23 protein-coding genes and 3 pseudogenes are annotated in these 26,850 nt (G+C 72.0%); 12 read left to right on the top strand and 14 right to left on the bottom strand.

Annotation, left to right across the window (positions count from 1 at the left end):
* Positions 1 to 51: 51 nt before the first annotated feature.
* From ABZ624_RS12090 to xylB, 6 genes are all read right to left on the bottom strand, one after another.
* Positions 52 to 1,359, bottom strand: coding sequence for a GAF domain-containing protein (locus ABZ624_RS12090; protein ID WP_360085816.1), 1,308 nt, complete (start codon positions 1,357 to 1,359; stop codon positions 52 to 54).
* A gap of 69 nt (positions 1,360 to 1,428) precedes the next feature.
* Positions 1,429 to 2,073: an N-acetylmuramoyl-L-alanine amidase gene (locus ABZ624_RS12095; protein WP_360086058.1), complete on the bottom strand. Its 645-nt coding sequence runs from the start codon at positions 2,071 to 2,073 to the stop codon at positions 1,429 to 1,431.
* Positions 2,074 to 2,170: 97 nt separating this feature from the next.
* Positions 2,171 to 3,184: an acetamidase/formamidase family protein gene (locus ABZ624_RS12100; RefSeq protein ID WP_360085818.1), complete on the bottom strand. Its 1,014-nt coding sequence runs from the start codon at positions 3,182 to 3,184 to the stop codon at positions 2,171 to 2,173.
* Positions 3,185 to 3,274: 90 nt separating this feature from the next.
* Complete coding sequence (locus tag ABZ624_RS12105) at positions 3,275 to 4,759, bottom strand: APC family permease (RefSeq protein WP_360085821.1); 1,485 nt, start codon at positions 4,757 to 4,759, stop codon at positions 3,275 to 3,277.
* A 292-nt stretch (positions 4,760 to 5,051) separates the two neighbouring features.
* Entirely contained in the window at positions 5,052 to 6,260 is a 1,209-nt protein-coding gene (locus tag ABZ624_RS12110) for an ROK family transcriptional regulator (RefSeq protein ID WP_360085824.1), read from the bottom strand.
* A 34-nt stretch (positions 6,261 to 6,294) separates the two neighbouring features.
* Positions 6,295 to 7,749, bottom strand: a complete 1,455-nt coding sequence (xylB, locus tag ABZ624_RS12115; protein WP_360085827.1) for a xylulokinase — start codon at positions 7,747 to 7,749, stop codon at positions 6,295 to 6,297.
* A gap of 154 nt (positions 7,750 to 7,903) precedes the next feature.
* Here xylB and xylA point away from each other — a divergent pair, with 154 nt between their 5' ends.
* Positions 7,904 to 9,070 (top strand): xylose isomerase, encoded by a 1,167-nt coding sequence (xylA, locus tag ABZ624_RS12120; protein ID WP_360085830.1) that lies wholly within the window; start codon positions 7,904 to 7,906, stop codon positions 9,068 to 9,070.
* 83 nt (positions 9,071 to 9,153) lie between these two features.
* On the opposite strand, the pseudogene ABZ624_RS12125 reads toward xylA, so the two are convergent.
* Positions 9,154 to 9,360 (bottom strand): annotated as a pseudogene (locus ABZ624_RS12125) (esterase-like activity of phytase family protein); the annotation flags it as partial.
* A 583-nt stretch (positions 9,361 to 9,943) separates the two neighbouring features.
* Between ABZ624_RS12125 and ABZ624_RS12130 the strand changes: the two are divergent.
* Positions 9,944 to 10,237: a DUF1330 domain-containing protein gene (locus ABZ624_RS12130; protein WP_360085833.1), complete on the top strand. Its 294-nt coding sequence runs from the start codon at positions 9,944 to 9,946 to the stop codon at positions 10,235 to 10,237.
* 281 nt (positions 10,238 to 10,518) lie between these two features.
* On the opposite strand, the gene ABZ624_RS12135 is transcribed toward ABZ624_RS12130, so the two are convergent.
* Together ABZ624_RS12135 and ABZ624_RS12140 are read right to left on the bottom strand one after the other, a co-directional pair.
* Positions 10,519 to 12,546 carry an ATP-dependent DNA helicase gene (locus ABZ624_RS12135; RefSeq protein WP_360085836.1) on the bottom strand — a complete coding sequence of 676 codons (2,028 nt, stop codon included), beginning with the start codon at positions 12,544 to 12,546 and terminating at the stop codon, positions 10,519 to 10,521.
* Between the two features lie 383 nt (positions 12,547 to 12,929).
* The gene (locus tag ABZ624_RS12140; RefSeq protein ID WP_360085839.1) at positions 12,930 to 14,534 is read right to left on the bottom strand and encodes an SNF2 helicase-associated domain-containing protein; all 1,605 of its coding nucleotides are present in this window, start codon (positions 14,532 to 14,534) and stop codon (positions 12,930 to 12,932) included.
* A 249-nt stretch (positions 14,535 to 14,783) separates the two neighbouring features.
* Between ABZ624_RS12140 and ABZ624_RS12145 the strand changes: the two genes are divergently transcribed.
* On the top strand, positions 14,784 to 14,966 hold the full coding sequence (locus ABZ624_RS12145) for a hypothetical protein (RefSeq protein WP_351243327.1): 183 nt from the start codon (positions 14,784 to 14,786) through the stop codon (positions 14,964 to 14,966).
* Positions 14,967 to 15,427: 461 nt separating this feature from the next.
* Here the strand turns inward: ABZ624_RS12145 and ABZ624_RS12150 are convergent, their stop codons facing one another.
* Entirely contained in the window at positions 15,428 to 16,306 is an 879-nt protein-coding gene (locus ABZ624_RS12150) for a hypothetical protein (protein WP_360086061.1), read from the bottom strand.
* Between the two features lie 136 nt (positions 16,307 to 16,442).
* A complete protein-coding gene (locus ABZ624_RS12155) occupies positions 16,443 to 16,739 on the bottom strand; it encodes a hypothetical protein (RefSeq protein ID WP_360085842.1) in 297 nt (98 codons plus the stop codon).
* Positions 16,740 to 16,950: 211 nt separating this feature from the next.
* Here ABZ624_RS12155 and ABZ624_RS12160 point away from each other — a divergent pair.
* A pseudogene (locus ABZ624_RS12160) lies at positions 16,951 to 17,329 on the top strand (DUF2236 domain-containing protein); the annotation flags it as partial.
* Here ABZ624_RS12160 and ABZ624_RS12165 read toward each other — a convergent pair.
* On the bottom strand, positions 17,306 to 17,839 hold the full coding sequence (locus ABZ624_RS12165; protein ID WP_360086064.1) for a PadR family transcriptional regulator: 534 nt from the start codon (positions 17,837 to 17,839) through the stop codon (positions 17,306 to 17,308). The pseudogene ABZ624_RS12160 and the gene ABZ624_RS12165 sit on opposite strands and share 24 nt — an antisense overlap.
* 111 nt (positions 17,840 to 17,950) lie before the next feature.
* Here ABZ624_RS12165 and ABZ624_RS12170 point away from each other — a divergent pair, with 111 nt between their 5' ends.
* Positions 17,951 to 18,706 carry an alpha/beta hydrolase gene (locus ABZ624_RS12170; RefSeq protein ID WP_360085845.1) on the top strand — a complete coding sequence of 252 codons (756 nt, stop codon included), beginning with the start codon at positions 17,951 to 17,953 and terminating at the stop codon, positions 18,704 to 18,706.
* A gap of 29 nt (positions 18,707 to 18,735) precedes the next feature.
* Here the strand turns inward: ABZ624_RS12170 and ABZ624_RS12175 are convergent, their stop codons facing one another.
* A complete protein-coding gene (locus ABZ624_RS12175) occupies positions 18,736 to 19,335 on the bottom strand; it encodes a methyltransferase domain-containing protein (RefSeq protein WP_360085848.1) in 600 nt (199 codons plus the stop codon).
* 150 nt (positions 19,336 to 19,485) lie between these two features.
* On the opposite strand from ABZ624_RS12175, the gene ABZ624_RS12180 reads away from it, so the two are divergent.
* The 5 genes from ABZ624_RS12180 to ABZ624_RS12200 all read left to right on the top strand — a co-directional run bounded on the left by ABZ624_RS12180 (position 19,486) and on the right by ABZ624_RS12200 (position 24,600).
* Positions 19,486 to 20,259 (top strand): MHYT domain-containing protein, encoded by a 774-nt coding sequence (locus ABZ624_RS12180; protein WP_360085851.1) that lies wholly within the window; start codon positions 19,486 to 19,488, stop codon positions 20,257 to 20,259.
* Between the two features lie 116 nt (positions 20,260 to 20,375).
* Entirely contained in the window at positions 20,376 to 22,913 is a 2,538-nt protein-coding gene (locus ABZ624_RS12185) for a nitrate- and nitrite sensing domain-containing protein (RefSeq protein WP_360085854.1), read from the top strand.
* Positions 22,910 to 23,347, top strand: a complete 438-nt coding sequence (locus ABZ624_RS12190; protein ID WP_360085857.1) for a roadblock/LC7 domain-containing protein — start codon at positions 22,910 to 22,912, stop codon at positions 23,345 to 23,347. The genes ABZ624_RS12185 and ABZ624_RS12190 overlap by 4 nt, the downstream gene beginning before the upstream one ends.
* Positions 23,348 to 23,366: 19 nt before the next feature.
* Positions 23,367 to 23,780, top strand: coding sequence for a DUF742 domain-containing protein (locus ABZ624_RS12195; protein ID WP_360085859.1), 414 nt, complete (start codon positions 23,367 to 23,369; stop codon positions 23,778 to 23,780).
* Between the two features lie 217 nt (positions 23,781 to 23,997).
* Positions 23,998 to 24,600 (top strand): ATP/GTP-binding protein, encoded by a 603-nt coding sequence (locus tag ABZ624_RS12200; protein ID WP_360085862.1) that lies wholly within the window; start codon positions 23,998 to 24,000, stop codon positions 24,598 to 24,600.
* Between the two features lie 15 nt (positions 24,601 to 24,615).
* Here ABZ624_RS12200 and ABZ624_RS12205 read toward each other — a convergent pair whose 3' ends face one another.
* The gene (locus tag ABZ624_RS12205; protein ID WP_360085865.1) at positions 24,616 to 25,044 is read right to left on the bottom strand and encodes a PPOX class F420-dependent oxidoreductase; all 429 of its coding nucleotides are present in this window, start codon (positions 25,042 to 25,044) and stop codon (positions 24,616 to 24,618) included.
* Positions 25,045 to 25,135: 91 nt separating this feature from the next.
* Here ABZ624_RS12205 and ABZ624_RS12210 point away from each other — a divergent pair, with 91 nt between their 5' ends.
* Complete coding sequence (locus ABZ624_RS12210) at positions 25,136 to 25,549, top strand: roadblock/LC7 domain-containing protein (RefSeq protein ID WP_360085868.1); 414 nt, start codon at positions 25,136 to 25,138, stop codon at positions 25,547 to 25,549.
* Between the two features lie 126 nt (positions 25,550 to 25,675).
* Positions 25,676 to 26,458: pseudogene (locus tag ABZ624_RS12215) on the top strand (DUF6397 family protein); the annotation flags it as partial.
* Between the last annotated feature and the right edge of the window lie 392 nt (positions 26,459 to 26,850).

Here is a 26,850-nt window from a genome sequence, read left to right on the forward strand (position 1 = left end):
TCTGCCTCCCGGTGCAGCGCTGCCCGCCGTTGGGCAGCTCCCGGCGCGAGGCTAGGCGGGCGGACGTTGCAAGTACGTTGCACCGCGGGACCGTCCGGGTGCCCGGCCGGCCGGTGCCGTCAGCTCGGCTTCCAGCGCGGCGAGCCGGGCCCGCACCGGCGGCGTGGGCCGCACCGCGGCGAGCGCCTGCCACACCTCGAGGTCGTCCTCGCCCCAGCAGGCGTGCGCCCAGTCCGCCAGCAGGTCCGGGTCGCCGTGCGCGATCAGCGCCGTCCGCAGCCCGTCGGCAAGACGGTCCCGCAGCCGTACGATCGCCGGGGCCTGTGAAGCGGGCAGCAGCGGACCGGTGTACGCCTCCGCCGCCGCCGTGACCGCGCCCGCCTCCAGCCACCGCTCCACCGTGATGACGTCCGAGTCGACCGCGTCCGTGAGCCGGTACGGCCGCGAGGCGAGCAGACCGGGTCCCAACAGCCTGCGCAGCCGCGCGAGTTCGGCCCGCAGGGTCACCGGGATCACCGACTCGCCCGCGTACAGCGCGCACAGCAGCTCGTCACCGGTCAGCCCCGAGGGGTGCCGGGCGAGCAGCACCAGGATCTCGCTGTGCCGCCGACTGAGCCGGATCCGCCGACCGTCCAGGACGAGTTCGGCCTCGTCCCGGCCCAGCGCGCCGAGCAGCGGCGTGTCCGCGCTGCTCGGCGGCGGTGCGAGCAGCGCGAGCTGCGCCTCCGCGGCCCGCGCCACCGCCTGCACGAAGCCCAGGCTGTGCGGATGCGCCAGCCCGTCCCCGCCGGTGATGTCCACGGCGCCCAGGACCCGGCCGGTGCGCGGATCGTGCACCGGGGCCGCCGCGCACGTCCACGGCTGGACCCGCCGTATGAAGTGTTCCGCGGCGAACACCTGCACCGGCCGGTCCACGGCGACCGCGGTCCCCGGCGCGTTGGTGCCGACCGCGCTCTCCGACCAGCGCGCACCCGGCACGAAGTTCATCGCGTCCGCCCGGCGCCGGGTCGCCCGGTGACCCTCGACCCACAGCAGCCTGCCCTGCGCGTCGCACACCGCCAGCAGATGCTCTCCGTCGGCGGCGAACGTACCCATCAGCTCCCGGAACAGCGGCATCACCCTGGCCAGCGGGTGCTCCGCCCGGTACGCGCCGAGGTCGGCGTCGGTCAGTTCCACGCCGGCGGTGCCGTCCGGTGCGACACCGGCCCGCGAGCTGCGCCGCCACGATTCCGCCACGACTGATCGCACCGGGCGCGGCACCGTGCCCACCGTGGTGAACGTCTCGTGCGCCCTGCGCAGCACACGGACCCGCTCAGCGGGGTCGGCCCCCGGCTCCAGGGCCACCCACGGATCGGTCAACTCTGCCTCCGGCACGCTGAATCGGTGATGTCGTTCCTGATGTCGCTCCTCTCGTCCATCGTCTTCCGGCTAGGCGAAGTTGACCAGTCTCAGGTACCGGACCCAGTCCCAGCCGGGGCCCGGGTCGGTGTGGTCGGTGCCGGGCACCTGGTAGTGGCCGATGATGTGCTCCCTGTCCTTCGGGATGCCGTACTTGGTGCAGATCGCCGCCGTGAGCTTCGCCGACTGCTCGTACAGGGCGTTGGTGAAGTAGGCCGGCTGGTCCACCCACCCTTCGTGTTCGATGCCGATGCTGCGGGTGTTGTAGTCCCAGTCTCCCGCGTGCCAGGCGATGTCGGCCTCGTGCACGCACTGGGCGATGTGCCCGTCTGCCGAGCGGACCAGATAGTGCGCGGACACCTTCTTCTGCGGGTTGCCGAAGATGGTCAGCGTGTTGGTGTACGTCTCCTGTGTGACGTGGATGATCACACGGTCGATGGCGTAGTCGCCGGGGCGGTCGGACGCGGTGTAGTTGGAGGTGCTCGCCGGCCGCCACTCGGCGGGCGGGTAGTCGACTGCGGCGGGCTGCGCACCGGCGCGGGGGTCGGGGAGCAGCGCGTAAGGCACGGCTGCGAGTGCCGCACCCTTCAGAAGCCGCCGTCTGCTCAGGCGTGGCTGTGCCTGTCTCGCTGGTGGTTCCGGGTGTCTCGGCTGTGCGGGGACGGCCGGGTCCATGTCCATCGGCGGTGCCTTTCGAGGTGTGGGGGGAGTCAGGAGTCGTGGGTCGTCAGGATTCACCGAGGGAGGCGCGCCTACGGGGACGTCGTCGGTGTCAACCGCGCAGTGCTCGGGCGGTCTCCCGCAGGCGGGTGTGCACGCCCCGGTACGTCTCGCGCGCCGGCAGCCATTCCTTGCGGAGCTTGGCCACGCAGGTGTAGTTCGTGTCGCACACGTTGGCCAACGGCGATTCGACGGTCTGAGTGGCGAATTGGTACGCGTCCGGCTCACTGAACCCGTAGTCGCGCACCAGCCACTGCACCAGGTCCAGCTGCGATATCCGGAAGGCGTCCTCCAGCGGTCGCGCCGAGCCGGTCGAGATGATGTGGGTGTCCGACTCCAGCCGGGGCCACGGGGTGGCGACGTCCTTGAGGAGCTCCACGACCACCACCGTGTTCATCGCGCACTCCACGGCCACGCCGCAGGTCTCGCCCTCGCCCTGCCGGGCGTGCCCGTCGCCGAGGCTGAGCAGGGCGCCCTCGACGTTGACGCCCAGGTAGCAGGTGACGCCGGCCCGCATTTCGGGGGTGTCCATGTTCCCGCCGTGGGCGTCAGGGACCAGGGCGGAGCGTACCTCCAGATTGGCCGGCGCCACGCCCACCGTGCCGTGCATGGGGTCCAGCGGCAGTTCGACCTCGATGTCGCTGTCCTGCGCCTGGAACAGGGCGGTGCGCCGCGTGCGGTCCAGCTGCCAGATCCAGACGCGCTCCGGCAGCGGGGGCTGCAGCGTGGCCGTGGTGTGGGTGGAGGTGAGTGCGCCGAAGAGCGGGACCGTCGTCGACGCCGCCCAGTCGCGGGCCGGTTCGATCGACACGAAGTGCACGGCCACGGTGTCGCCGGGTTCGGCGCCCTCGATGTGGAAGGGGCCGGTCTGCGGATTGAGGAACGGAAACTCGCAGACCTCGGAGACGAGGTCCTTCTCCGAGCGTACCCGCCCGGCGAAGCAGTCCTCCGTGTACAGGTCGAGAACCGTGCCGGGCGCGATTCTGGCCACGGGCGGCGCTCCGCCGAACGTCCAGGCGTAGGCGTCCGGTTCGGGACGCACGGTGAGGATCCGGGGGTCGGTCATCGTGGAGGTGGTCCCTTCTGACGGGGGGGGTGGTCGTGGGACGGGGTGCGCGCCGGTGTGCGTGGGCGTGGTACGGGGCGTGACGGCAAGTCAGCGGGACAGGGTCCCGTCCTGCCGGCGGTCGGCCGGGTCGTACGCGTCGAGGTGGACCCGCGCGGTCTCGGCTATGCGTTCCGGGCGGCGCCGCATCAGCAGGAGCAGCACCACCAGGCCCGCCGCCATCCAGACGCCGACGACCGGGCCGGCGTAGGACACCGGGGCGGTCAGTTCGGTGACGAAGTCGAAGACCGGGAGGCCGGCGGCCGTCAGCAGGGCGGGTATGAAGGCCGCGATGCCGAGCACGGGGAACAGCAGGTGCCGTACCGGCTTCAGGACCGTCCGGCCGGCGCGCAGGAAGTAGCCGGCGCAGGCGAGGTTCACGACGATGTAGACACCGACGACGACCGTGACGATCACCGTGGCGAGCAGCAGGAACCCGGTCACGGGGTCGTAGCCGAAACCGAGCCCCAGAACCGCCCCGACCGCCACGAGCGTCTGCAGCGCTATACCGGCCACGGGGGAGCGGTGCCGGGGGTGGAGCGTGGCGAGCAGGCGGGGCAGGACCCGGACCCGGGCCAGGGCGAAGGCCGTACGGGTCGAGACGTTGGCGCACGCGTTGGCATTGGCGATCGTGGAGTTGATCACCGCCAGGAACACCAGGACCCAGAAGAGCCCGAAGGAGGCCCGGGCGACGCCGTCCCAGGAGGCTTCACCCGAGGCGCCGAACTTCGCGAAGCGGTCCGGGCCGAAGTAGACGGTCATCGCATAGGTCGTGATCACGTAGAACAGACCGATTCCGAGGGCCGCCCCGAGGACCGCGCGGTGCATCGTCCGCCGGGGGTCGCGTGTCTCCTCGGCGAGCGCCGCCGCCGCCTCGAACCCCGCGAACGCCAGCACCGTGTACACGGATCCGGCGAACACACCGCCGAGCCCGGCGTACCCGTCGGCGGTGTGCGAAGTGCCGAACACCGACAGGGTGTTGGCGCTGCCCGCCTTGCCGATGAGCAGGGCCGCGAACACCAGGAAGACCAGGATCTCGAAGACGCCGAGAACGGTGCCGAAGCGGGCCGAGGCGCGGACGCCGAGGTAACCGGCGACGGCGATCACGCCGGCTCCCGCCAGGGACCACGGCCACCACAGATCCGCCGGATACGAGGCCCACTCCTCGTGCAGCGTGCCCGCCGCCGTGAAGCCCAGTTGCAGCAGGAGCAGCGGGGGGACCAGCATCTCCACGAAGACGTAGCCCCAGCCGACCAGAAACCCGACGGCCGGGTGCAGCCCCCGCGCTGCATACGTGGCCACCGAGCCGGCCGCGGGCAGCTCCCGGGCCAGCTCGGCCACGCAGGACGCGGTGAACAGACAGGCCACCAGGGCGATCAGCACCGCCAGCGGCAGGCTGCCGCCCGCGAAGGCGGCACCGGCAGGAATCGACGCGGCCACCGCGGCGGCCGGCGCCATCGCCGTGACGCTCTGGAACAGCACCTCGCGCAACCCGACGGCGTCGCGCCGCAGCGCCCCGGTCGTCTCCTCGTGCATGTGTGTCCCCCGATGCTGTCAGCTCACTGCCACCCGATGTGTATGAAGTGCCGTCAGTCGCTCGGTATTCGCAGCCCTTGACGGTCCGTCGGCCGGGAGCTGCTGCTGCCTCGCGTGAATCACGGTACGGCGCAGGTGGGTTGGGCAGAAGAGTGCGCGCCGGTTCCGTGGAGAAGCCTCCACTTGTGGAAAACCGAGCCACCCGATCGGGTGAACAGCGGTGGTCACCGGGCCGGTTTGTCCCCAGCCCGATGCACAACCCCGGGGTCCGCACAGGACCCAGCGAGGGACCTCAGGGCCGTTCCGCCACCACCGCGGGATCGTCCAGCACGGCCCGGACGACCGAGTGCGCCGCGCCCAGCAGGGGGCCCGCCGGGCCCAGCCGCGACACCGTCACCGGGCAGGGCGGGCCCGCCGTGCGGCCCGTCAGCTCTGTTTCCAGGGACGGCAGCAGCCAGGGGGAGAGGCCGGCCAGAGCGCCGCCGAGAACCACCGTCTCGGGGTCGAGCAGATTCACCGCCCCGGTCAGCGCGATGCCGAGCGCCGTGCCGGCGTCCCGCAGGGCGGCCCGTACGTTCTCGTCGCCCTGCTCGGCGCGCCCGGCGAGCAGGCCCACGAGATCCTCGCCCGGCTCCAGTCCCGCCGCACGCAGCACGGCCTCCTCGCCCGCGTACTGCTCCAGGCAGCCACGCCCGCCGCACGGACAGGGCGGCCCGTCCGGCCGTACGGGTACGTGGCCCAGCTCACCCGCGAAGCCGCGGGTGCCGCGCAGCAGTCCGCCGTCCACGACGACCGCGGCACCGATGCCGATCTCGGCCGACACGTGCAGGAAGTCGCGCGGAGTGCCGTCAGCGAGCCACAACTCCGCGAGCGCACCGAAGTTCGCCTCGTTGTCCACGGTCAGCGGCCACTCGCCGGGCAGCAGGGCGCCGAGGTCGGTGTCGTGCCAGTCGAGGTTCGGGGCGCGTACGACCGTACGGCCGTCCCGTGCCACCAGTCCGGGCACGGCAACCGCCAGTCCGGCGGGCCACAGTGCCTCCCGCTCCGCCTCCGCGACGACCCGGCGCACCAGCCCGGTCAGCTCCTCGACCACCGGTTCTGGCGCGCGGCCCCGGTTCGCTCCGTGCCGCACGGCCCTGGCACGCACCGTGCCACGCAGGTCGACCGCGCACACCGCGAGGTGGTCGACGCCGATCTCGGCCCCGATCCCGGCGGGACCACGGCCGCTCACCGCGAGCGCCGACCCGGGCCGGCCCACCCGGCTCGGCCGCTCCGGGCCCAGCTCCTCCAGCAGCCGCCAGCGGATCAGCTCGTCCACCAGTGTCGACACGGCCGCCCGCGTCAGCCCGATGCGCGAGGCGACCGCGGCCCGCGACAGCGAACCCTCGGCGCTGACGGCGTGCATCACGCGGGCCAGGTTGCGCCGGCGCATGCCCTGCTGGGTGTCCGGCAGGGCGCGCCCGGTGCCCGGCGGGCGGGACTCGTGCAGCGGTGCGGTCATGCCTGAAGTCAGTCCCCGGTGTCTGCCGCCCGGCTCATCCATGCGGCGTGGTGTCGGTCCCCCGCTCCAGCAGCGGGGCCGCGTCGGAGAGTACCCCGGTGATCCGTTCCAGGGTCTCCTGGTCCCGCTCCACGGCGTCCAGCACCGGGCCCGCGGCGGTGTTCCAGCGGCGGGCCACCGCGGCCGGGTCCTCGCCGGTGAGGAGGCCGGCGGCCTGTGCCGCGGCGCCGAGGGCGACCAGTTCCCTGGCCTCAGGGACCTGGACCGGCCGGCCCGACAGCCGCCGCACCGTCTGCTGCCACGCCGTTCCCCGTGCCCCGCCGCCGATCAGCAGCAGCGGGCTGCTGCGGTCCGCGTCCTCGTCCAGGACCAGGTCGAGCGCGCCGAGCAGGGCGTGCACGGCGCCGTCGTACGCGGCCTGCAGCAGTTGCCCGGCGGTCGTGTCATGGCGCAGGCCGTGCAGTAGACCGGAGGCGTTCGGGAGGTTCGGGGTGCGCTCGCCGTCCAGGTACGGCAGCAGGGTCACCGAGCCGCCGGGCTCCACCGCCTCACGGTCCAGGCCCAGCAGCGCCGCGACGCGGTCCACCGCGAGCGTGCAGTTCAGGGTGCAGGCCAGGGGCAGCCAGTCCCCGTGGGCGTCGGCGAACCCCGCCACCGTGCCGGTCGGATCGGCCGGGCGGTGTCTGGAGACGGCGTACACCGTGCCGGACGTGCCGAGGCTGAGCACCGGGGTGCCGGGCCGCAGGCCGAGGCCCAGCGCCGCAGCCGCGTTGTCGCCGGTGCCGGGGGCGACCAGCGTGCCCTTGGAGAACGGCAGGTCGTGGCTGTCGCGCACGGTGCCGGCCACTTCTCCGGGCCGCACCACACGGGGCAGCAGCGCCGGGTCGAGACCGATGTGCGCGAGCGTCTCCGCGTCGTACGTCTCCGTCCCGGACGCCCACCAGCCGGTGCCGGACGCGTCACCGCGGTCGGTGGTGCCCTGCCCGGTCAGGCGCTCGGTGAGGTAGTCGTGGGGGAGCCGTACCGCCCTGGTGGCGCGGACCGACTCCGGCTCGTGCTCGGCCAGCCAGGCCCACTTGGCGACCGTGAACGACGCGCCGGGCACGCTGCCGGTGCGCTCCGCCCAGGCCTTCGGCCCGCCGAGTTCCTCCACCAGCCGGCGGGCCTGCGGCGCCGAGCGGACGTCGTTCCACAGCAGCGCCGCACGCACCGGCTCGCCGCGCTCGTCCAGCGTGACCAGGCCGTGCTGCTGGCCACCGACCGACACGGCGGCCGCCTCGTGCGCCGCGTCTCCGCACTGGCGCAATGCCTCGCACAGAGCGTCCCACCACTGACGCGGATCGCTCTCGCGGCCCGCGCCGGAGGACACGGTGTGCGGCGCCTGGCCGCTGGCCACCACCTGGCCGGTGGCCACGTCCACGACCAGTGCCTTCGTGGACTGTGTTGATGTGTCCACGCCGACGACGAGCGGACCCTCGGCTGCTGACATCGGGCTCTCCCTTTTCCGCGACTTTGCGCGACTTCCGCGACTTTCCGCGACTCTGCGGGACAAAGACATCTTGCTCTCTTCCCAGAGGTGCGAGCGCATACTAATTTGTAAATGGCCATGACGAAATAGCCGCAACGCAGCAAGGAGCCGCGCCATGAGCTACCAGCCCACCCCCGAGGACAGGTTCACCTTCGGACTGTGGACCGTCGGCTGGCAGGGGAGGGACCCGTTCGGCGACGCCACCCGCCGCGCCCTCGACCCGGTCGAGACGGTGCGGCGCCTGGCCGAGCTCGGTGCCTACGGGGTGACCTTCCACGACGACGACCTGATTCCCTTCGGATCCTCCGACACCGAGCGCGAGTCACACGTCAAGCGGTTCCGCCAGGCCCTGGACGCGACCGGCATGACCGTCCCGATGGCCACCACGAACCTCTTCACCCACCCCGTCTTCAAGGACGGCGCGTTCACCGCCAACGACCGCGACGTACGCCGTTACGCCCTGCGCAAGACGATCCGCAACATCGACCTCGCGGTCGAGCTGGGCGCGAAGACGTACGTCGCCTGGGGCGGCCGTGAGGGTGCCGAGTCCGGTGCCGCCAAGGACGTACGCGCCGCCCTGGACCGCATGAAGGAGGCCTTCGACCTCCTCGGCGAGTACGTCACCTCCCAGGGCTACGACCTGAAGTTCGCGATCGAACCCAAGCCGAACGAGCCGCGCGGCGACATCCTGCTGCCCACCGTCGGTCACGCGCTGGCCTTCATCGAACGCCTGGAGCGCCCCGAGCTGTACGGCGTCAACCCCGAGGTCGGGCACGAGCAGATGGCCGGCCTGAACTTCCCGCACGGCATCGCCCAGGCCCTGTGGGCGGGCAAGCTGTTCCACATCGACCTCAACGGCCAGTCGGGCATCAAGTACGACCAGGACCTGCGGTTCGGCGCCGGTGACCTGCGGGCGGCGTTCTGGCTGGTCGACCTGCTGGAAAGCGCCGGCTACGAAGGCCCGCGGCACTTCGACTTCAAGCCGCCGCGGACCGAGGACCTCGACGGAGTGTGGGCGTCGGCAGCGGGCTGCATGCGCAACTACCTCATCCTCAAGGAGCGTGCCGCCGCCTTCCGTGCCGACCCCGAGGTGCAGGAGGCGCTGCACGCCTCGCGCCTGGACCAGCTGGCCCAGCCGACCGCGTCAGACGGCCTGCGGGCCCTGCTCGGCGACCGTGCGGCCTTCGAGGACTTCGACCTCGACGCGGCCGCCGCCCGCGGCATGGCCTTCGAACGCCTCGACCAGCTCGCTATGGACCACCTGCTCGGGGCGCGGGGCTGAACGCGAGGACGGCCGGGCTGCGGCACGCGCCGCCGCCCCGGCCCTCCGTCAGTCCATTTTCCGGACTGAACAGTTCAGGGACGTCACAGCCCCTCGGTCAGCCGGACGTACGTCACGGTCGTCCTGACGCCGCTGTCGACAAGCCGGCCGTGCGCGTCGGAGGCGCCCGCGCCGTCGGTCATGCCGAAGTCGTTGTCGTTGACCAGGGCGAGCGTGTCGTGGTCCACGCGCGCGATGCCCTCGATCTTCCGCTGCACCCCGTCGACCTTGTTGAGATCCACCACGAGCCTCGCCCAGCAGGCCGGACTGAGCCAGTAACGGCTCCAGGCCACCACCGACATCGACGTCGCAGCCGACACCGCGTGGCCGCCTCGTCATGCGGCACTGCTCAACGCCGTCGACGAACTGCACGGCACAGCGCAACTCTCACAACCCGCCTGGGATTCCCTGGGCATCCACTACGAAGACGCCCAACTCCTGGAGTTCCCCGTGCTGGCCGGCTGGTACCGAACCATCAGCTACCTGGCCAACGGACTCCTCCCGGAGGAAGAGCCCTGGGGCGCCCCGTTCCCGGCGCAGTGAGCCCTTTCCAACTTCACGCTGAGCTGGCCAGATGTAGAGCGAGGACGGCTTGGGCGGGACATCGTTCACGACTTCATCCGGACAGGGATGCCTGGTGAACTGAGCGATTGGTACGAGTTGTAGGCAGGGCTCCATCGCCAACTGATACATCGTCTTATCTCAACAGCACACCACAATCAGCCAGTCCCTTGCGAGCAGCCCTCGGAAATGCCCGGTGATCCGTCGCCGGGGTCGATCAATCTGAGCGTCGACTCGAAGCCTGGCACGCTTGTCCGAACACAGGAGGTTTCCATGGCCAAGGGCTACTGGGTCAGCGTCTACCGCACCATTTCCGACCCCGAGAAGCTAGCCGCCTACAACAAGCTGGCCGGTCCGGCCGTCCAGGCCGGGGGCGGGCGGACGCTCGCCCGCGGCGGTCGGGTCGTCGCCCACGACGCCGGAATCGCCGAGCGCACCGTCCTGGTCGAGTTCGACACCTTTGAACAGGCGGTCGCGGCACACGAGAGCGCCGCATACAAGGAGGCGCTGGTCGTCCTTTCCGACGCCGTCGAGCGCGACTTCCGCATCATCGAAGGCGTCGACTGACCGGCGCACTGACGTCCAGGCCGGCCTGGCGGCCCCCCGGCCTCGTCGGCAGAACTCACGCCTGACCCGTCCGAGGCGAACCCCTCGGACGGGGCAGGACAGGTCGCAGACTCTGTCGGTCTCAGTCTGCAGGGACCCGGTAGCCGGCTCTCTCGTTGGACGACGCACGCCGGAAGGCAGGACATCAGGCTGAGCAGGGAGGCCAGGGCTATACCAGTGCGCACGCTGACGGCGCGTTGGGGCACTTGTGCGCCCGCGGCGACCACGCGGGCGCCGCGCCATCATGCGGGCTGGGTGGTGATGGTGCACAGGCGCTTGGTGGCCCGGGTCAGGGCCACGTACAGGTCCCTCTCCCCGCCGGGGCGGGCCGTGATGATCTCCTCGGGGTTCAGGACGACGACCCCGTCGAACTCGAGGCCACGTGCTTCGGACGCGGGCACGATGCGTGCGTGGTCGGCGATGCCGTGAGCCGTCAACTGGCTCACCCGGGTGTCCGCGCAGATCACGCCCAGGAGTTCGTCCGGCTGCGCGGTGCTCTGGGCGCGCAGTTCCTCCACGACGGCGGTGACCAACCCGTCCCCATGTGTGGTCACGGTGCGCGGGCTCTCACCGCTGCGCAGCGACCGTGTGAGCCGCTGGTCCGGAGCGATCCGCGCGAGCAGGTCCCGGACGTTCTCCAGAATCTCCCGCGTGGTGCGGTAACTGACCGTCAGGTCGTGCAGTCTGAACCGCGTCCCGACATGCGGGCTCAGGGCTTCCTTCCAGTCGCGTGCCGTCGTGCCCGGGCCCGACTGGGCGAAGTCACCCACCAGCGTCATCGCCCTCGCCGGGCAGCGGCGGACGATCATCCGCCACTGCATAGCGGTCAGTTCCTGCGCCTCGTCGACGACGACGTGCCCGTACGTCCGCTCGGGCGGGCCGTCGACCAGGCTCGCCGCCTCGTCCAGCAACGGCACGTCCGCATCGGTCCACGGGGCGTCCGGAGCGCGCAGGAGAAGGGACCGCTCCTGCGGGGTCAGCGTCGGCAGGCGCTCGGCCAGGGCGTCGGCATCCGTCAGCAGTGCCTTCACGAGGTCGCCGGGTACCAGCCTCGGCCACAGCGCCTCGACCGCCCGGTCGACACCGGCGTCGTCGAGGAGATCGGCCCCGATGGCGTCCAGGTCCAGCTCGTGGACCGGACCCGGGTCGGCGGCGCCCTCGGCACGGCGCTGGGCGACCCCCGTGAACCGGTCGAAGTCCAGGCCCGTCATCTGCTCGGCATCGGCGTCGATCTGCTCCAGGAGGTCGCCCATGTCCCGTTGCATCGCGTCGGTGACGGCGTCGACCAGGAGCTCCTTGAACGCCTGGCGCGCGGGGTTGTGGCCGGATGCGGCCGCCAGGGCGGCGGCGCGTGCAGTGGCGACCTCCTTCTCGGACAGGTGGACCAGTTCCTGCCCGACCCGGACGGTGAAGTCACCGGCGGGGGCCTGGTGGTCTCGCAGCAGGCCGGCCAGGGCGTCGGCGAGGTCCAGGCCGCCCTTGAGGCGCGCCGTGTCGAACGGGTCCACCGCGTCCGGGGACACTCCGGCCAGTTCCTGACAGGTCGCCAGATCGACGTCGTTCTCTCCGAGCGAGGGAAGGACCTGGGAGATGTAGTCGAGGAAACGGGCGTTGGGGCCCACCACGAGGACGCCTTCCTCCGCGGCGCGCGGGAACGCGTACAGGACGTAGGCCGCCCGGTGCAGGGCGACCACCGTCTTGCCGGTGCCGGGCCCGCCCTGCACCACGGTCACCCCGCGGTGGGCGGAGCGGACGATCTCGTCCTGCTCGGCCTGCAGCGTCGCGACGGCCGCGGGCATCCTGCCCGTACGCCGTGCCGACAGAGCCTCGGTCAACGGGCCGTCCGCCACGACGTCTTCGTCGGTCGGGGCGGTCCCGTCGAGCAGTTCGTCGCTCACCGAGACGACCGTGCGCTCCTCGAGGCGCAGGTGCCGGCGCCGCCGCAGATCCATCGGGTGGACCGGTGTCGCCTCGTAGAAGGGCCGCGCCGCGTTCGCGCGCCAGTCCACGAGCAGCGGCAGTTCGTCCTCCTCCGTGTGCAGTCCGATCCGCCCGATGTGCAGGGCCGTGCCGTCCGTCCAGTCGATGCGCCCGAAGACCAGCCCCTTCTCGGCGCCTTCCAGCCGGCCGATCTCCTTGGTCAGACGGTCTGCGGCGATCTCTCTCTCGTACGCCTCGCCGGCGCCGTCCGCCGGGGCCTTCAGCACACTCGCCCGGTTCGCTCGCGCCTCGGCAAGCCGCTCGGTGAGCAGCTCATACAATGAGGACACGTAACCTTGCTCCGATTCAACCGCACGCACGGCAGAATCATTTATGTTTGACAACAAGGGACTCCTTCGATTCGAGCCGCACCATACGGCCAAAGTTCCCTAAAGGTAAGTCTTGACTTACTTGTTGCGTCTATGTCCTTACGGCTGACAGCACTTCGTGTCATGCATTCCGTCGTTTCCCTTGAATGCCGGTGATGTTTTGCCGTGCACGGGAAATGCAGTGAATCCACGGGAAAGCTTCGTGGTCGCGTCACAGGCCGGGACGGGGCTGGCCTGCATTCCAAATGCGGACACCGGCGGCCGCCGTGATCCGGTTGTGTGACGCGGCGAGTTGGGTGATGTTCCCGCCGCCGTGTGCGGCCCGGATGCCGGACCTCAACGACTCAACATGCCGACTTGACAGGGAAGATCAGCGTGACCGTCTTGCCGAGGCCCATGTCGTCGGCCAGGCAGCCGCCCAGGCCGAGGGCCGTCATCCGGGCCAGCCAGTCGAGCCCGCGGAGCTGATAGTCGCGCAGGGTGGCGGCCGGCCCCGGAGGCTGCTCGACAGCGGGTGCCGTCCGGGTGTCCGTGAGCCGCTCCCTGAGCCCTTCCAGCCACCCCGACGAGCGCACGTCGACCTGCCGGCCGTCGACCTGCGCCACGCCGGTCAGCGCGGTGGCCAGCGCCTCCACGGGAGTGAGGGCGTGGTTCCGGCGGGTCCGGGCGCGGTGTGCCTGCCGCGGATCCACCAGTGCCCACCTGTCATGCAGCCGCACCAGGGGACGCTTGGCCCCCGCGAGCCGGTCCAGCTCCTGCCGGGACAACTCCCGCCCGTCCAGCGCGAACCCCCAGCGGAACGCGACCGTGGCGTCCGACGAGAGCAATGACGAGGGCGCCGCGGCATCCCGCCGAGCGGCCGTGCCGTCGTCCGGCGGCCCGGCGGTCGCGTGCGTAGTGAGCTCACGCGACACTTCCTTCGGCCAGTGCACGTCGACCCCCGCCGCAGCCAGAGTCCGCATGCCCTCACCGAGCAGTTCGGCGACCTCGTCGTCGGCGAGGGCGACGGCGTCGGGTACGGCGGCGGAGAGCAGCGGTGTCAACGGCGGCCAGGCGTGGGCGGCGCGGCGCAGGGCCAGCAACGCCTCGGCACGCGTGCGTGGACCGACCGTTTCGTGCACGGCTCCCGCGCCGGCCCACAGGGCGGCGGCATCGACGACGTCCGTGGCCCCGCTCACGCCGTGCACCTGCAGCACCGCGCGGAACGCGACCGTAGCGTCGTCCCGCTGTACCGCGTCGTCGAGCCCGGATACCTCCACGCGCAGCGACAGCCGCACGCCCCCGTCCTGGCCGGCGGCGATGCTGTCGGCCCACGCCCGCAGGGCGGGCAACCGCTGCGGCTCGGGAGCCGCGTATGCGGGGCCGCCGGTCACCGACGGGGCGGCGGGGGAGCGGGGGAGCACGTCGGCGATCGCGTCCAGGAAAGCGCGCAGCAGCCGCTGCGGGTCGGGCAGCCGGGGCGGCCCCTCGGCCGACAGTGGTACCGCATGGGCCTCCGGGGGCATGGCGGCGGCGACTTCGCGGACCAGCTCCGCGTCCCGGGCGGACAGTGGCCCCATCCGCCAGGCGTCGTGACCGCCGGGGGACAGACCCGGCAGAAGGAGACCACGCGCCACGAACGACAGGGCCAGTTGGCAGACGGCGCTCCAGAAGCCGGCCGAGCGATGCCCCTGCCGCAGTGCACGCGCGCGCGTGAGCAACGGCAGGGCCTCGTGTACGGGCAGCAGGAGCGCGGGCGTACGGACCGGCTCGACACCGCCGTCCGCCGTGGGCATCACGATGTCCAGCTCCGCAGGGGAGCCGTCGGCAACGAGGGGGAGGGCCTCGCCGCCGTCCTGTCGCCAGAAGGCGAGCCGGCCCGAGCGAGGCGGGTCTGCCGGCAGGAACACCGTGCAGGAGCGGGACAGTTCGGAGAGTTCGGAGGGTGGTGCCGTGGGGATGGTCTGCACAGCTCTGCCGCACTCCTCAAATTTGACTACTGGATCGGGTCGCCGAGGGTACAGCACGTCGAGAGTCGCCGCGGCATACTGGCGTCGTGATCCGGACCACTTCACAATCTGTTCGAGAGAGGGGAGGGGGCCTCGGCCAGTAGGGGGACGGTTCTCAGGGTTGTCTCAGGGACGGGTTCCGGAACCGCGCGGAGCGGGGGGGCGTTCACAGAGCAGAGAGCGGCATCGGCCGCGAAGGAGGCGACGCTCATGTCCAAGAACGCGAAGATCGCCGTCGGGGGTGTGGCGGTCGGGCTGCTCCTGCTGATCTGGCTGCCCTGGTGGGTGGCGTTCCTGATCGTGGTCGGGGTACCGGTGGCCGCGTATCTGGCGCTGGACCCCTCACAGCGGCGCAGGCTCCGCAGGGTCACCCGCAAGGAACTCGGCCGCTGAGACGACGGGTGGATGCCCAGGGGGTGCGCGCCGGGCGCCTGCGGGGGCCGGACCGGCCCCCCGGCGCCCGCGCTGATGCGGACCGCCAGGCCTCGGCAGCTTTGCGCCTGGCCTCCGGGGACGGCCTGCCCCCTCAAAGCCGTTCGCCCGGCCTCCGCGTCCGGAACCGCCCGGCCCCTCGGGGGCGCGTCCGGCTTGGAGGGGCGGCATCCACCTCGGCGGCCTCACCACCTTGGAGTAACCACCACACACGCGGTTCCCGGGACTCACCCGGACCGCGTCGGGTCTCGGATCGCGGCAGTACGGTCACCGGCCTCGCGCAGCAGGCCGTGCGGTGACCGGCGTCGGCTGCCGATGTGCGGGCGTGAGGCCGGCGCGCCGACCGTGCCGTCGTCCGGCCTCGGGCGGCGAGTCACAGCGGCGCGGGGCCTTGACGTGTGCCGGCCTTGGTGTCGTGTGGCTCAGAAGGGGCGTACGGCCATCTTGTCGAGTGCCTCGAGCAGGCCCGGCAGTTCGGGGCCCCGGCCCACCGGCAGGACCTCTCCGGGCTCCTCGTCGAGCAGGACGAAGGCGATGTCGTCGGTGCGGGCCACGATTGACCAGCCGGGGCCGTCGGCGCGCAGCGTACGCGCGTCACCCGGAGCGAACGACGAGCGCACCCGGCCGAGCGGCGGCGACGCGTCGACATAGGCGCGGGCCTCCGCCAGCACCCGCCTGACTCCCGGGTGGCCGCTCCGCGGCACGCCCTTCTCACCCTCCGACGACGACTCCTCGGCCTTCTCCTGCCCCTCGGCCTCCTCCTGCCCCTCCGCCTTCTGCTCCCCCTCGGGCGCGGAGAATGCCGCGTCGTTGATCTGCTCCCGCCACGTCGCCCACTGCAGCGCTATCTCGTCGGCGCCCAGGCGGCGCTGGGCCGGCCCCCAGGAGCTGGTGTCCGGCGGGCTCAGCGCCGGCCGGTCCGCCACCTCCGGAGCGGGGTCGTGTGGCGCGGGGACGCCCGGAGCCGCGACGGCGACCGCCAGAGGCCAGCCCGGCAGGGCGGTCACGACGGCGCGCTCGTCCGGAGACAGCTCGTACTCCATGCCGCAGTCCCAGGAGGCGATCGCCACGGCGACCAGCGAGACGTCGTCGATGACGACCGTCCAGCGGGCACCCTCGCCGTCCTGGCCCAGCACCAGACCGTACCCGTCGGCGAGGGGCGCGAGTCCCAGCGCCGCGCACGCCTCCGGATAGTCGTCGCCCAGAACGCTCGGGAACTGCGCCGGCGTCAGCAGCACCGCCGTCAGCACGTACAGCGCATCCTCCGCGGCGGCGACGGCCTCATCGTCGGTCCCGGCCATCCCTGCCTCCAGTGGTTCGTCCATCGGCGCGCACCCTAGTGCGAGGGGAAGCCGCTTGTCACGACTCCTCACACCACGCGGACCTGCAGGTTTCCGCCTGGACAGGGGCGAAACGACCACATGGAAGGGGACTTCATCAGCCCGTGGGCAGCCCGAGGAGATGACGGGCCACCGCCGCCGGAGACTCGTCGCGTTCCCGGGCCAACGCGACGACCGCCCGGCAGGCGAGTTCGCTCACCCCGAACGACAGCGCCTCCGGCGACACCCAGGACGCCGCCTCCTCGATCCGGTCCTGATCGTCCTCCGCGCGGGCGACGACATAGGTGGCCGCCGCTTCGAACAAGTTGTGCGCACGCCTCTCCCGGGTGCCCGCCGGCTGCGTCTGTGTGGAGTCGCGGAGTCTGGCGGCGATCTTGTGTATCCGGCTGAACATGCGGACCACCCTCTCCCCCGGAACGGGGTTGTCGTCGATCGCTCATCTGCTGTCATTCAACGTAGAGTTGGACCTTCGGCAGCAGAAGAGGGACGGCACGGTGCCGAGCACCGGACGGCTGCCCGCGCAGACCGCAGAACTGACCGAGCGTCGCAGAAGCGGTACGACGACACCATCCGCCTCCTGGACGTCATCGTGAGCACGGCTTCGCCACTTCGGCCGGGACGAGCAGGCCCGGCGGGTCTTCGGCGCCACGCTCGGCCTGATGTCGTCCTGGTATCCGTGCCTCCTCGCGTCACTGCTGCGTACGGCGACGCCCGCTCTGCTCGACGAGCCGCTGCTGCGCGGGTTCCGTTACGCCCCGCCGGCGCGGCCACTTCCGCGCTGGTGCGCCGCGCCGTACGCGTGCGTGGCCGGCGCGTCCGGCTGCTGCCGCCGCGCCGCTCCCCGCATCTCGCGCCCAGAACCCGGGGATCACGAGCTGCCCGGACGGCTACCGGATCGCCGACCTGTTCACCCGCCCGGTTCCCGGGCTGCGTGGCTGCCGGGTGCGGCACCGCGACATCTCAGCGGCCGGCAGCATCGAGTGACGCCAGGGTGTCGCGCAGCCAGGCCAGCTCCGCCCGGGTCGTGGCGCGCGCGATGGTGAGCACACCGCGCCGGAACGGGTCGTCCAACTCCTCGGCGGCCAGTGGCCGGTCGCCGTCGTAGAAGAAGCTCGCCGGTTCCTCCAGAAAGGCCAGCCGGCGGCGCAGTACGGCCGCCTGGGCGGCCGGGTCCTCCAGGTGCCGCAGAAACGCGAGCAGCGTGAACCAGTGGTTCTCATCGGTGATCTCGCGCTGTGCGGGCTCGGCCAGCCGGCGCTTCAGCTCGCGCCCGCCCTGCTCGGTGAGCCGCAGTACGTGGCGCGGCGCCGCCACCGCACCGGGCTCGCTGGCACGAACCAGCAGGCCCGCCTTCTCCAGCCGCTTGATCGCCGGGTAGAGCGTGCTCTCGGCGACGGGCCGCACATGGCCGGTGAGGGCCGCGATGTGCCGGCGCAGGACGTATCCGTGCAGCGGGGCGTCGTAGAGGAAACCGAGGATGGCGAGTTCGAGCACGGCCGCATTCTCGCGCACGGTGCTGTACCTCGTCATCTTGATACTCCCTTGCGGCGATACATCGGCCCCGATGTATAGTCTGGGTATCGGAGGACGTCAGGAGGGGGCACCGTGCAGCAGGTCGTGTTCGACGGCGAGGGAAGCCGGATCCGCTGGACCGAGGCGCCGGGGGCGGAGCCCGCGCGCGTGTATCTGCACGGGCTCGGCTCGATGTCCGCCGTCTATCACGCGCACATCGCGGCCCGGCCCGAACTCGCGGGCCGGCGAAGTCTGTTCCTGGATCTGCCGGGACACGGCCTCAGTGACCGGCCGAGCGCGTTCGGATACACGCTGGAGGAGCACGCCGACGCGGTGGCGGTCGCACTGGACGAAGCCGGAGTCCGCGGAGCCGAGTTGATCGCGCACAGCATGGGTGGCGCCGTGGCCATCGTGCTCGCCCATCGGCGGCCCGACCTCGCCTCCCGGCTCGTCCTCACGGAGGCCAATCTGGACGCCTTCCCGGGGCCCACGGCCGGCAGCAGCGGAATCGCCACCTACGAAGAGGACGATTTCGTGGAGCGGCAGCACGCGCGCGTGCTGGAGGCCGTCGGTCCGCTGTGGGCGGCCACCATGCGGTTGGCCGACCCGCGCGCCCTGCACCGCAGCGCCGTCGGCCTGCGCCGCGGCTCGGACCCTGTGATGCGCACGATCCTGGAGAAGTTGCCCGTCGAGCGCGTCTACCTGCAGGGCGAGGACAGTGGCGAACTGCGGGGCCGGGAGGGCCTGGAAGCCGCCGGGGTGCGCGTCGTGACCGTGCCGGGCGCCGGGCACAACGTCATGTTCGACAATCCCGACGCCTTCGCAGCGGCCGTCGCAGGAAGGCACTGATCCGCCCCGGGCCTTCAGCGATGCGGCGCTCAGCCCTCGCGCACCGCGAGCGCGAGGAAACGGGCGTCCTCGTCGGCGTACGACGTCATTCTCCATCCCGAACGGGACAGCAGAGGACCTAGGTTCGTCTCGGCGCGCAGGTCGTCGGGCGTGATCTGCCGCCCCTGCCGCGCCGCCAGGGCCGCGCGCCCGAGGGGATGGAACAGCGCGAGCTTTCCGCCGGGCCGCACCACACGGGCCAGCTCCCGCAGGTTCTCCTCGGGCTGCGGCAGATGTGCGATCAGACCGGCCGCGAACACCGTGTCCAGGGATCCGGACCGCAGCGGCAGCGCGGCGACGTCCGCGAGCAGCAGCCGACCGTGCCCGTCCCGGCCCGCCCGTACGGCCGCAGCGAGCATCGCCGGGGTCAGGTCGGCGCCCAGTACCACCCCGGACGGGCCCACGGCGGCTCGCAGCGGCGGCAGGGCACGCCCCGTGCCGCAGCCCGCGTCCAGCACGCGGTCGCCCGGCCGCAGCCCGAGATCGCCGACGGCTGTCGCGTACGCGGGACCGTCGTCGGGGAACTTGCTGTCCCAGCCGGCCGCCCGGGCGGTGAAGAAGTCCTGGACATGTGTGTGGTCGTCGCTCATGTTCCGCATGATTCCTCACCAACCCGGGGGACGTGTAGGCGCACATGTTCGGGCCGGACCCGATCGTTCCGTCGCATCTGTGTGTCATATTCCAACAGCTTTCGAAATGCGCCCCCTTCGTGCGCCTGCGCCCCCTAGCGTCCCGTGGCCATGGGACACCTGGACCACGCCGCCTTCGGCTGGCTGACCCCCGTACTGTCGTACGTCATGGCCTGCACCGGCGCCGCGCTCGGACTGCGCTGCACCGTCCGCGCGCTCGCCACCACCGGTCGCTCGCGCCGCAACTGGCTCGTCACCGCGGCCTCCGCCATCGGGACGGGCATCTGGACCATGCACTTCGTGGCCATGCTCGGCTTCCGCGTCAGCGGCACCGACATCCGCTACGACGTGCCGCTGACCATCCTCAGTCTCCTCGTCGCCATGGTCGTCGTCTGCGCCGGCGTCTTCGCCGTCGGCTACAGCCGCGACCGCACCCGGGCGCTCCTCCTCGGCGGTCTCACCACCGGGCTGGGCGTCGCCAGCATGCACTACCTGGGGATGGCGGCGGTCCGGCTGCACGGCGACATCAGGTACGACCCCGTTCTCGTCGGAGTGTCGGTGCTGATCGCCGTCGTGGCGGCGACCGCCGCCCTGTGGGCCGGCCTCAACATCAAGTCTCCCCGTGCGGTCACCGTCGCCTCCCTCGTCATGGGAGCGGCCGTCAGCAGCATGCACTACACCGGGATGTTCGCGGTGAGCGTGCGCGTGGACCCCTCCGGCGCACCGCTGCCCGGGGCCACGGCGATGCAGTTCATCTTCCCCCTCGCCGTCGGCCTCGGGTCCTACCTGTTCATCACCTCGGCCTTCGTCGCCCTCTCACCCACGGCCGGCGAGCGAGAGGCATCCGTCTCCGCCCAGCGGCCCGTCGAGAGCATCGCCCGCTAACTGGGCCCTGTCGTCAGATTCCCGCCTGCCCTGCGGGCGGACGACGGGAATCTGACGACAGGGCCCAGCGGGAGCCCGCCCCGAGCGCCCCGACCCACGTCCCGAGCGAGGAGGCCATGCGCCCACCCCGTACCGCCCCGAAAGCCGGTGCCTCGGCGCACCCGCCACGAGGCCGCCGCGCCCATGCCGGACCGCCCGCCGACGAGGGCCCCGACCGCCCGCTCGGCACCACACCGGCCCCGGCACGCGCGCGTGGAAACCGCCGGCACCTGCGCCCCCGCACCGTGCGCGCCAAGGTGGTCAGCCTGCTGATGGTGCCCGTGGTCTCCCTGCTCGCCCTGTGGGCGTACGCCACCGTCACCACCGCTCAGGACGTCGCCCGGCTACGGCAGTCCCAGCGGGTCGACACCGAACTGCGCACCCCGGTGGCTGCGGCCGTCGCCGCCCTCCAGGCCGAGCGCACCGCGGCCGTGCGCTACGCCGGCGCGCCGGGTGCGGCCGACGGCAGCGACCTGCGCAACCTGGCCGCCCGCACCGACCGTGCCGTCGCCGCGCTGCGGCTCGGCCGCGACAACACCGTCGCCGACAGCGAGGAGTTGCCCGCCGCTGTCTCCGGGCGCCTCGGTGCGTTCGTCACCGCCGCCGGGCACCTGCGCGCACTGCGTACCGTCGTACTCGACCACAAGGCCCACTGGGACACGGTGTACACGCAGTACACGAAGACCATTGGCACGGCCTTCGCCGTGGACGGCGCCCTCACCGGCATCCAGCAGGCCGACGTCGGCTCCGACGCGCGCGTGCTGCTCGAATTCAGCCGGGCCGCCGAGGCACTGGCCCAGGAGGACACCGTCCTCGCCAGTGCCCGGACCGCCGGGCAGCTGCAGGGCGAGCGGCTACGGCTGTTCGGCGCCGCCGTCGCCGCGCGCCGTACCTTCACCGAAACGGCCGTCGCCGACCTGCCCGCCGCCCAGCGGGCCGTCTGGCAGGCACTGTCCGACAGCGACTCCTACACCGCTCTCGGCGTCGCCGAGGACAGGATCCTCGCCGCGGGACCGGGTGCCAAACCGGCCGACGCGCCACCGCAGGCTGCCTGGAGCGCCGCCCACGCGCGCGTGCGGGACGGCATGCAGAGCATCGCGACGGACACGGGCCGGGCCGTCGCGGGCCGAGCCGATCCGGTCACGCACGGTCTGCTCAGCCCCGCGGGCGCCGCCGTGGTCCTGGGCCTCGCCGCCGTCGGCGCCTCGCTCGTCATCTCCGTCCGCATCGGACGCGCTCTCGTCGTGGAACTCGTGAGCCTGCGCAACGACGCCCTGGAGATCGCCCGCCGCAAACTCCCCGAAGCGATGCGCAGACTGCGCGCGGGCGAGGACATCGACATCCAGGCGGAGGCGCCTGCCGGACCACCCGCCGAGGACGAGACCGGGCAGGTCTCGGAAGCCCTGACCACCGTCCACCGCGCCGCCCTGCGCGCCGCCGTGGAGCGCGCCGAACTCGCCAGCGGCATCTCCGGCGTCTTCGTCAACCTGGCCCGTCGCAGTCAGGTACTGGTCCACCGCCAGCTCAGCCTCCTGGACAGCATGGAGCGCCGCTCGGACGACCCCGACGAACTGAGCGACCTGTTCCGCCTGGACCACCTCACGACGCGTATGCGGAGGCACGCCGAGAGCCTGATCATCCTCTCCGGCGCCGCTCCCGGCCGGGCCTGGCGCATGCCGGTGTCCCTGACCAACGTCGTACGGGCCGCCGTGGCGGAAATCGAGGACTACGCGCGCGTGGAGGTACGGCAGCTCCCCGAAGCCCGTGTCATCGGAGCCGCCGTCGCCGACCTCACCCACCTGCTCGCCGAACTCGTCGAGAACGCCGCCCAGTTCTCGCCGCCCCACACGCGCGTGCGCGTCACCGGCGAACCTGTCGGCAACGGCTACGCGCTGGAGATCGAGGACCGGGGGCTCGGCATGGGCGCCGAGACCCTCGCGGAGGCCAATCGCCGCATCGAACAGTCCGAGGCCCTCGACTTGTTCGACAGCGACCGGCTCGGCCTCTTCGTGGTGAGCCGGCTCGCCTCCCGGCACGCCGTCAAGGTGCACCTGCGGACCTCCCCTTACGGAGGCACGACAGCCGTCGTCCTGGTGCCCACCGCCCTGCTCCACAGCGGCGCGCCGGAACGCGCCTCCCACCAGGACGAGCGGGCCCGTCCCCGGCAGGAACGCGAGTACGCGCGCGTACCCGGCGCCACCTCGCACCACGAGGCCGTCGCCGCACGGTCGGACCGGCCCGCCCTCGCGGCCACCGCTCCCGAACCCCGCGGCGCCGCCGACGAGCCGGACCCGTACGGAACCGTCGACGAAACCCCGCCCCCCGGAGTCACCGCCTTGAGGCTGCACCGACCACCCGACCACTCCGAGACCGAGGACGACCTCCCACGCCGTGTGCGCCAGGCGAGCCTCGCCCCCCAGCTCCGGCAACGCCCCGAAGCACAGGCACCGGAAACCGCACGGCACGGCGACGAACGGCGCACGCCCGAGCTGGTAAGGGACCGCATGGCGGCCTACCGCGACGGCTGGGCTCGCGGCGGCGGCAGAAAGCCCGGTCGCGGCGTCGCCCCGAAACCCCCGACGGGCAGTGACAGCAGCGAAGGAGACCCGGCATGATCCAGGACCCGAACACGAGGGCCGGCCAGCGCTCCGGCGAACTGGACTGGTTGCTCGACGACCTGGTGATGCGCGTGAGCGAGGTACGGCACGCCGTCGTGCTCTCCAACGACGGGCTGGCCGTCGGCGCCTCCACCGGCCTCGCACGAGAGGACGCCGAGCACCTCGCCGCCGTCGCCTCCGGCTTCAACAGCCTCGCCAAGGGCGCGGGACGGCACTTCGGGGCGGGCGGCGTGCGGCAGACCATGGTCGAGATGGATGACGCGTTCCTGTTCGTCGCCGCTGCGGGCGACGGTTCCTGCCTTGCCGTCCTGACCGCCGTCACCGCTGACATCGGACTGGTCGCCTACGAGATGGCGCGCCTGGTCAAGCGGGCCGGCGAGCATCTGTACACCCCGCTGCGTGTCGCCGCGCGGCCGCCCGCAGCCGGATGACCCCACGAAGGCGGCACCGATGACCGAGAACCGGACCGGCGGCCCGTGGGAGCCGGGCAGCCAGTGGTACGACGGCGAGGCCGGACCGCTGGTCCGCCCGTACGCGATGACGGGCGGGCGCACCCAGCCGGGGCCCACCGGGGTGCGCTTCGACCTGATCGCCCTCGTCACTCTCGCCCCCGCGGCACCGGCACTCGACGACGACACCGCGCTCGGCCCCGAACACCGGACCCTGACAGCGCTGTGCCGTACGGAGACACAGTCCGTCGCCGAACTCGCGGCGGACGCGGACCTCCCCGTCGGCGTGGTGCGGGTGCTCCTCGGTGACCTCCTGGAACTCGGCTGTGTGGTCATCAGCCGTCCCGTGCCCCCGGCGCACTTGCCCGATGAACGGATTCTGCGCGAGGTCCTCGCGGGACTGCGAGCGCTGTAGATGAACGTTCCGAACGCGCCGTGCGCCGCGCCTCACCCCGGTCCGCACCTGCCGCACCCGATCCGCACGCGTTGTGTCTCCGACCGGGCGGGAGTCGGTCATGTCCGGTGCGTTTCGGTCCAACTGCCCCGAGGGGCGGTGTCGTTGCCATGATGCTGACTTCACCGCCACAACAGACGGACGCCGACCACAGCCGGTCCTCCCGAGAGAAGTGATCATGGTCACCGAGCACTCCGACGCCGTCGGCGACACCTCCGCCCTGGCCCTGAAAATACTGGTCGCCGGCGGGTTCGGCGTCGGCAAGACGACCCTGGTCGGGGCCGTCAGCGAGATCCGGCCGCTGCGCACCGAGGAACTGCTCAGTGAGGCGGGGCAGTCGGTGGACGACACCGACGGCGTGGACCAGAAGACCACCACCACCGTCGCCATGGACTTCGGGCGCATCACCATCCGCTCCGGCCTGTCGCTCTACCTTTTCGGTACACCGGGACAGGACCGGTTCTGGTTCCTCTGGGACGAGCTGTCCCAGGGCGCCCTCGGTGCCGTCGTCCTCGCGGACACCCGGCGCCTGGAGGACTGCTTTCCCGCGGTCGACTACTTCGAGCACCGGCGCATCCCGTTCGTGGTGGCCGTCAACTGCTTCGCGGGAGCCCGCACCTACGGTGTCCACGACGTTTCCAGGGCCCTCGACCTCGATCGCGGCACACCCGTGGTGCTGTGCGACGCGCGGGAGCGCGACTCCGGCAAGGAGGTCCTGATCCGGCTCGTCGAGTATGCCGGGCGGATGCACACCGCCCGGCTGCTGGACTCGGTCGGCTGAGGCCGCCCTTGCCGCTCAGGCTGCCAGATCCCTCACGGCCACCACCTGGTCGATGCCGACCCGGACCAGCAGTTCACCCGGAACGCCGTTGCGGGCGCCGTACTCCTCGGCGCGGTCCTCGCCCATGTACCGGGCGGCGATCCGGGTGGCCCAGTGACGCACCTCGTCCAGCTCTTCCGACAGCCGTGCGCGGCCGTTCAGCACCACGAAGTGGAACGGCGGCCGATCGTCGTCCACACACAGCGCGACCCGCCCGTCACGGGCCAGATTGCGCCCTTTCACCGTGTCCTTACCGGTATTGAAGACGAGTTCGTCGCCGTCCAGCAGGAACCAGATCGGGGCCACATGAGGGCTCCCATCGGCGCGAACGGTGGACAGCTTGCCGGTCCGGGTGCCGTCCGAGACGAACGCCCGCCATTCCTCGTCGGTCATCTTCTGTGCCATGCGCCCATCCTGCTTGCCCGGACGCCGGTGGTGGGGAAGGCTGGCGGGGAGTTCCTCCAGCCAGGGGGAGACATCACACGGGGAGACGGAGATGGCGCAGAACCAGGGACTCGGCTGGCTCCTGGACGATCTGACCGAGCGGGTGGACCACGTGCGGCACGCGCTGGTCCTGTCCAACGACGGACTGGTCACGGGCGCGAGTACGGGCCTACGCCGTGAGGACGCCGAGCATCTGGCCGCCGTGGCGTCCGGACTGCACAGCCTGGCCAAGGGATCGGGACGCCACTTCGGCGCGGGCCGGGTACGCCAGACCATGATCGAGTACGACGACGCCGTGCTGTTCGTGACCGCGGCAGGCACCGGCAGCTGCCTGTGCGTGATCAGCGGCGCGGAGGCCGACATCGGCCAGATCGCCTACGAGATGACCCTGCTCGTCAATCGCGTCGGCGAACACCTCGGCGTCGACGCCAGGCAGCCGGAGCGAACCCCCACCGCAGACGCCTGACCTGCGGTTTCTCCCTCACCGGTGGAGTTATCCACAGGCTCAGCGCCAACCGGGCCGGATTGGCTACGGTGTGTGCACGGCGAACGCACAGGGCGTGAGCCAACGACTCCACGGGGGAGTACGACCATGTCGGCAAGCACCTTCAGCCCGACCCAGCCCGCCACCTGCACGCCGAGCCATGCCGCTCGGGAACTGGGGCTCAAGCGAGGCGAGTTCGACCTCGCTGTACACCTCGGCCACATCCGGACCGTGCCCGACGAGGGCGGAGGAGGCCGGAGGGTGGAGCGCGCGGAGATCGACCGCCTCCGCGCGCAGGAGGGCTATCCGGACAGCCTGCTCGACCGTGTGCGGGTGGTGGGCACGACGGAGGGCGCCGCGCTCATGGAGATCCCGGCCGCGCGGTTCACCCGCCTCGCCCGGCTGGGTCTGCTCGTGCCGGTGAAGTGGTACCTCAACCGCTACCGGGCCGTCGTCTGGCTGTATCTCGCGGACGACCTGCGGAGCTTCATGTCGGACACCAAGAACGCGACCCTGCTCAAGGGGCGTACACCCGAGACCTTGCGCGGCCAGCTGGCCGCCGGGGTGGACCTGCGCGCCCGCAACTGGCGGGGACGCCATCTCGGCTTCCTGCTGCGCCAGGCCGAGCAGCCGTGGGCCCGGGCCGGAGCCGTGGCGGCGCTCCTCTCGCCCGTCGAGATCGCCGCCGTCGTCAAGGATCCGTACGCGCGTTCCTACCTGAACCGGTTCCGGCCGACGCCACCTGGTCAGGGCACCCCGGGATCGCCTGCCGCGCACCTGGCCGAGCGGATCGCGATTGCGCAGGACACGGACGAGATCGAGTGGCTGCGCAGCGAGCTGTCCCACGTGCTGGAGGAGGCCTGCACCCTCTTCCCGGCCCCGCGCCCGGCCCCCCGCCGCGCCGCGCCGACCCGGCGAGTGGCCGCACACCCCATTCCGCCGATGGCCCCCACGGTCACGCGACTTACGGAACCGACGCCACGGGCGTCGTCGGCGCCCGGTGAAGATCCGGCCGCGGCACGGATGCCTGATCCGCAGAGTGGGACGGCGGCGGAAGCGTACGAGCCGAAGCGCGGATCGCTTCTGGGACCGGCCGAGCTGACGGACGAGCCAGTGACACGAGCGTGCGAGGGGCAGGATGTGTCGGCGGTGCGGTCGGTCGCGTCGTCCTCGGCCCGCCGCCGGCACCGCCGGGCCGAGCAGGCCCCGACGCAACCCGGTCGCGGCCTGCGTGCCTGGCTGCGACGGAGAAACCACCGGCCGGCGCGGGCCTGAACCACCTG

Origin of the sequence: Streptomyces sp. NPDC007205, assembly GCF_040634095.1 — a bacterium.
Classification (GTDB): domain Bacteria; phylum Actinomycetota; class Actinomycetes; order Streptomycetales; family Streptomycetaceae; genus Streptomyces.

Bases quoted from the DNA above. Each gene is read 5' to 3' on its own strand.
- ABZ624_RS12095 (WP_360086058.1), bottom strand. From the start codon at position 2,073: ATGGACCCGGCCGTCCCCGCACAGCCGAGACACCCGGAACCACCAGCG.
- ABZ624_RS12100 (WP_360085818.1), bottom strand. From the start codon at position 3,184: ATGACCGACCCCCGGATCCTCACCGTGCGTCCCGAACCGGACGCCTAC.
- ABZ624_RS12105 (WP_360085821.1), bottom strand. From the start codon at position 4,759: ATGCACGAGGAGACGACCGGGGCGCTGCGGCGCGACGCCGTCGGGTTG.
- ABZ624_RS12110 (WP_360085824.1), bottom strand. From the start codon at position 6,260: ATGACCGCACCGCTGCACGAGTCCCGCCCGCCGGGCACCGGGCGCGCC.
- xylB (WP_360085827.1), bottom strand. From the start codon at position 7,749: ATGTCAGCAGCCGAGGGTCCGCTCGTCGTCGGCGTGGACACATCAACA.
- xylA (WP_360085830.1), top strand. From the start codon at position 7,904: ATGAGCTACCAGCCCACCCCCGAGGACAGGTTCACCTTCGGACTGTGG.
- ABZ624_RS12130 (WP_360085833.1), top strand. From the start codon at position 9,944: ATGGCCAAGGGCTACTGGGTCAGCGTCTACCGCACCATTTCCGACCCC.
- ABZ624_RS12145 (WP_351243327.1), top strand. From the start codon at position 14,784: ATGTCCAAGAACGCGAAGATCGCCGTCGGGGGTGTGGCGGTCGGGCTG.
- ABZ624_RS12150 (WP_360086061.1), bottom strand. From the start codon at position 16,306: ATGGCCGGGACCGACGATGAGGCCGTCGCCGCCGCGGAGGATGCGCTG.
- ABZ624_RS12155 (WP_360085842.1), bottom strand. From the start codon at position 16,739: ATGTTCAGCCGGATACACAAGATCGCCGCCAGACTCCGCGACTCCACA.
- ABZ624_RS12175 (WP_360085848.1), bottom strand. From the start codon at position 19,335: ATGAGCGACGACCACACACATGTCCAGGACTTCTTCACCGCCCGGGCG.
- ABZ624_RS12180 (WP_360085851.1), top strand. From the start codon at position 19,486: ATGGGACACCTGGACCACGCCGCCTTCGGCTGGCTGACCCCCGTACTG.
- ABZ624_RS12185 (WP_360085854.1), top strand. From the start codon at position 20,376: ATGCGCCCACCCCGTACCGCCCCGAAAGCCGGTGCCTCGGCGCACCCG.
- ABZ624_RS12190 (WP_360085857.1), top strand. From the start codon at position 22,910: ATGATCCAGGACCCGAACACGAGGGCCGGCCAGCGCTCCGGCGAACTG.
- ABZ624_RS12195 (WP_360085859.1), top strand. From the start codon at position 23,367: ATGACCGAGAACCGGACCGGCGGCCCGTGGGAGCCGGGCAGCCAGTGG.
- ABZ624_RS12200 (WP_360085862.1), top strand. From the start codon at position 23,998: ATGGTCACCGAGCACTCCGACGCCGTCGGCGACACCTCCGCCCTGGCC.
- ABZ624_RS12205 (WP_360085865.1), bottom strand. From the start codon at position 25,044: ATGGCACAGAAGATGACCGACGAGGAATGGCGGGCGTTCGTCTCGGAC.
- ABZ624_RS12210 (WP_360085868.1), top strand. From the start codon at position 25,136: ATGGCGCAGAACCAGGGACTCGGCTGGCTCCTGGACGATCTGACCGAG.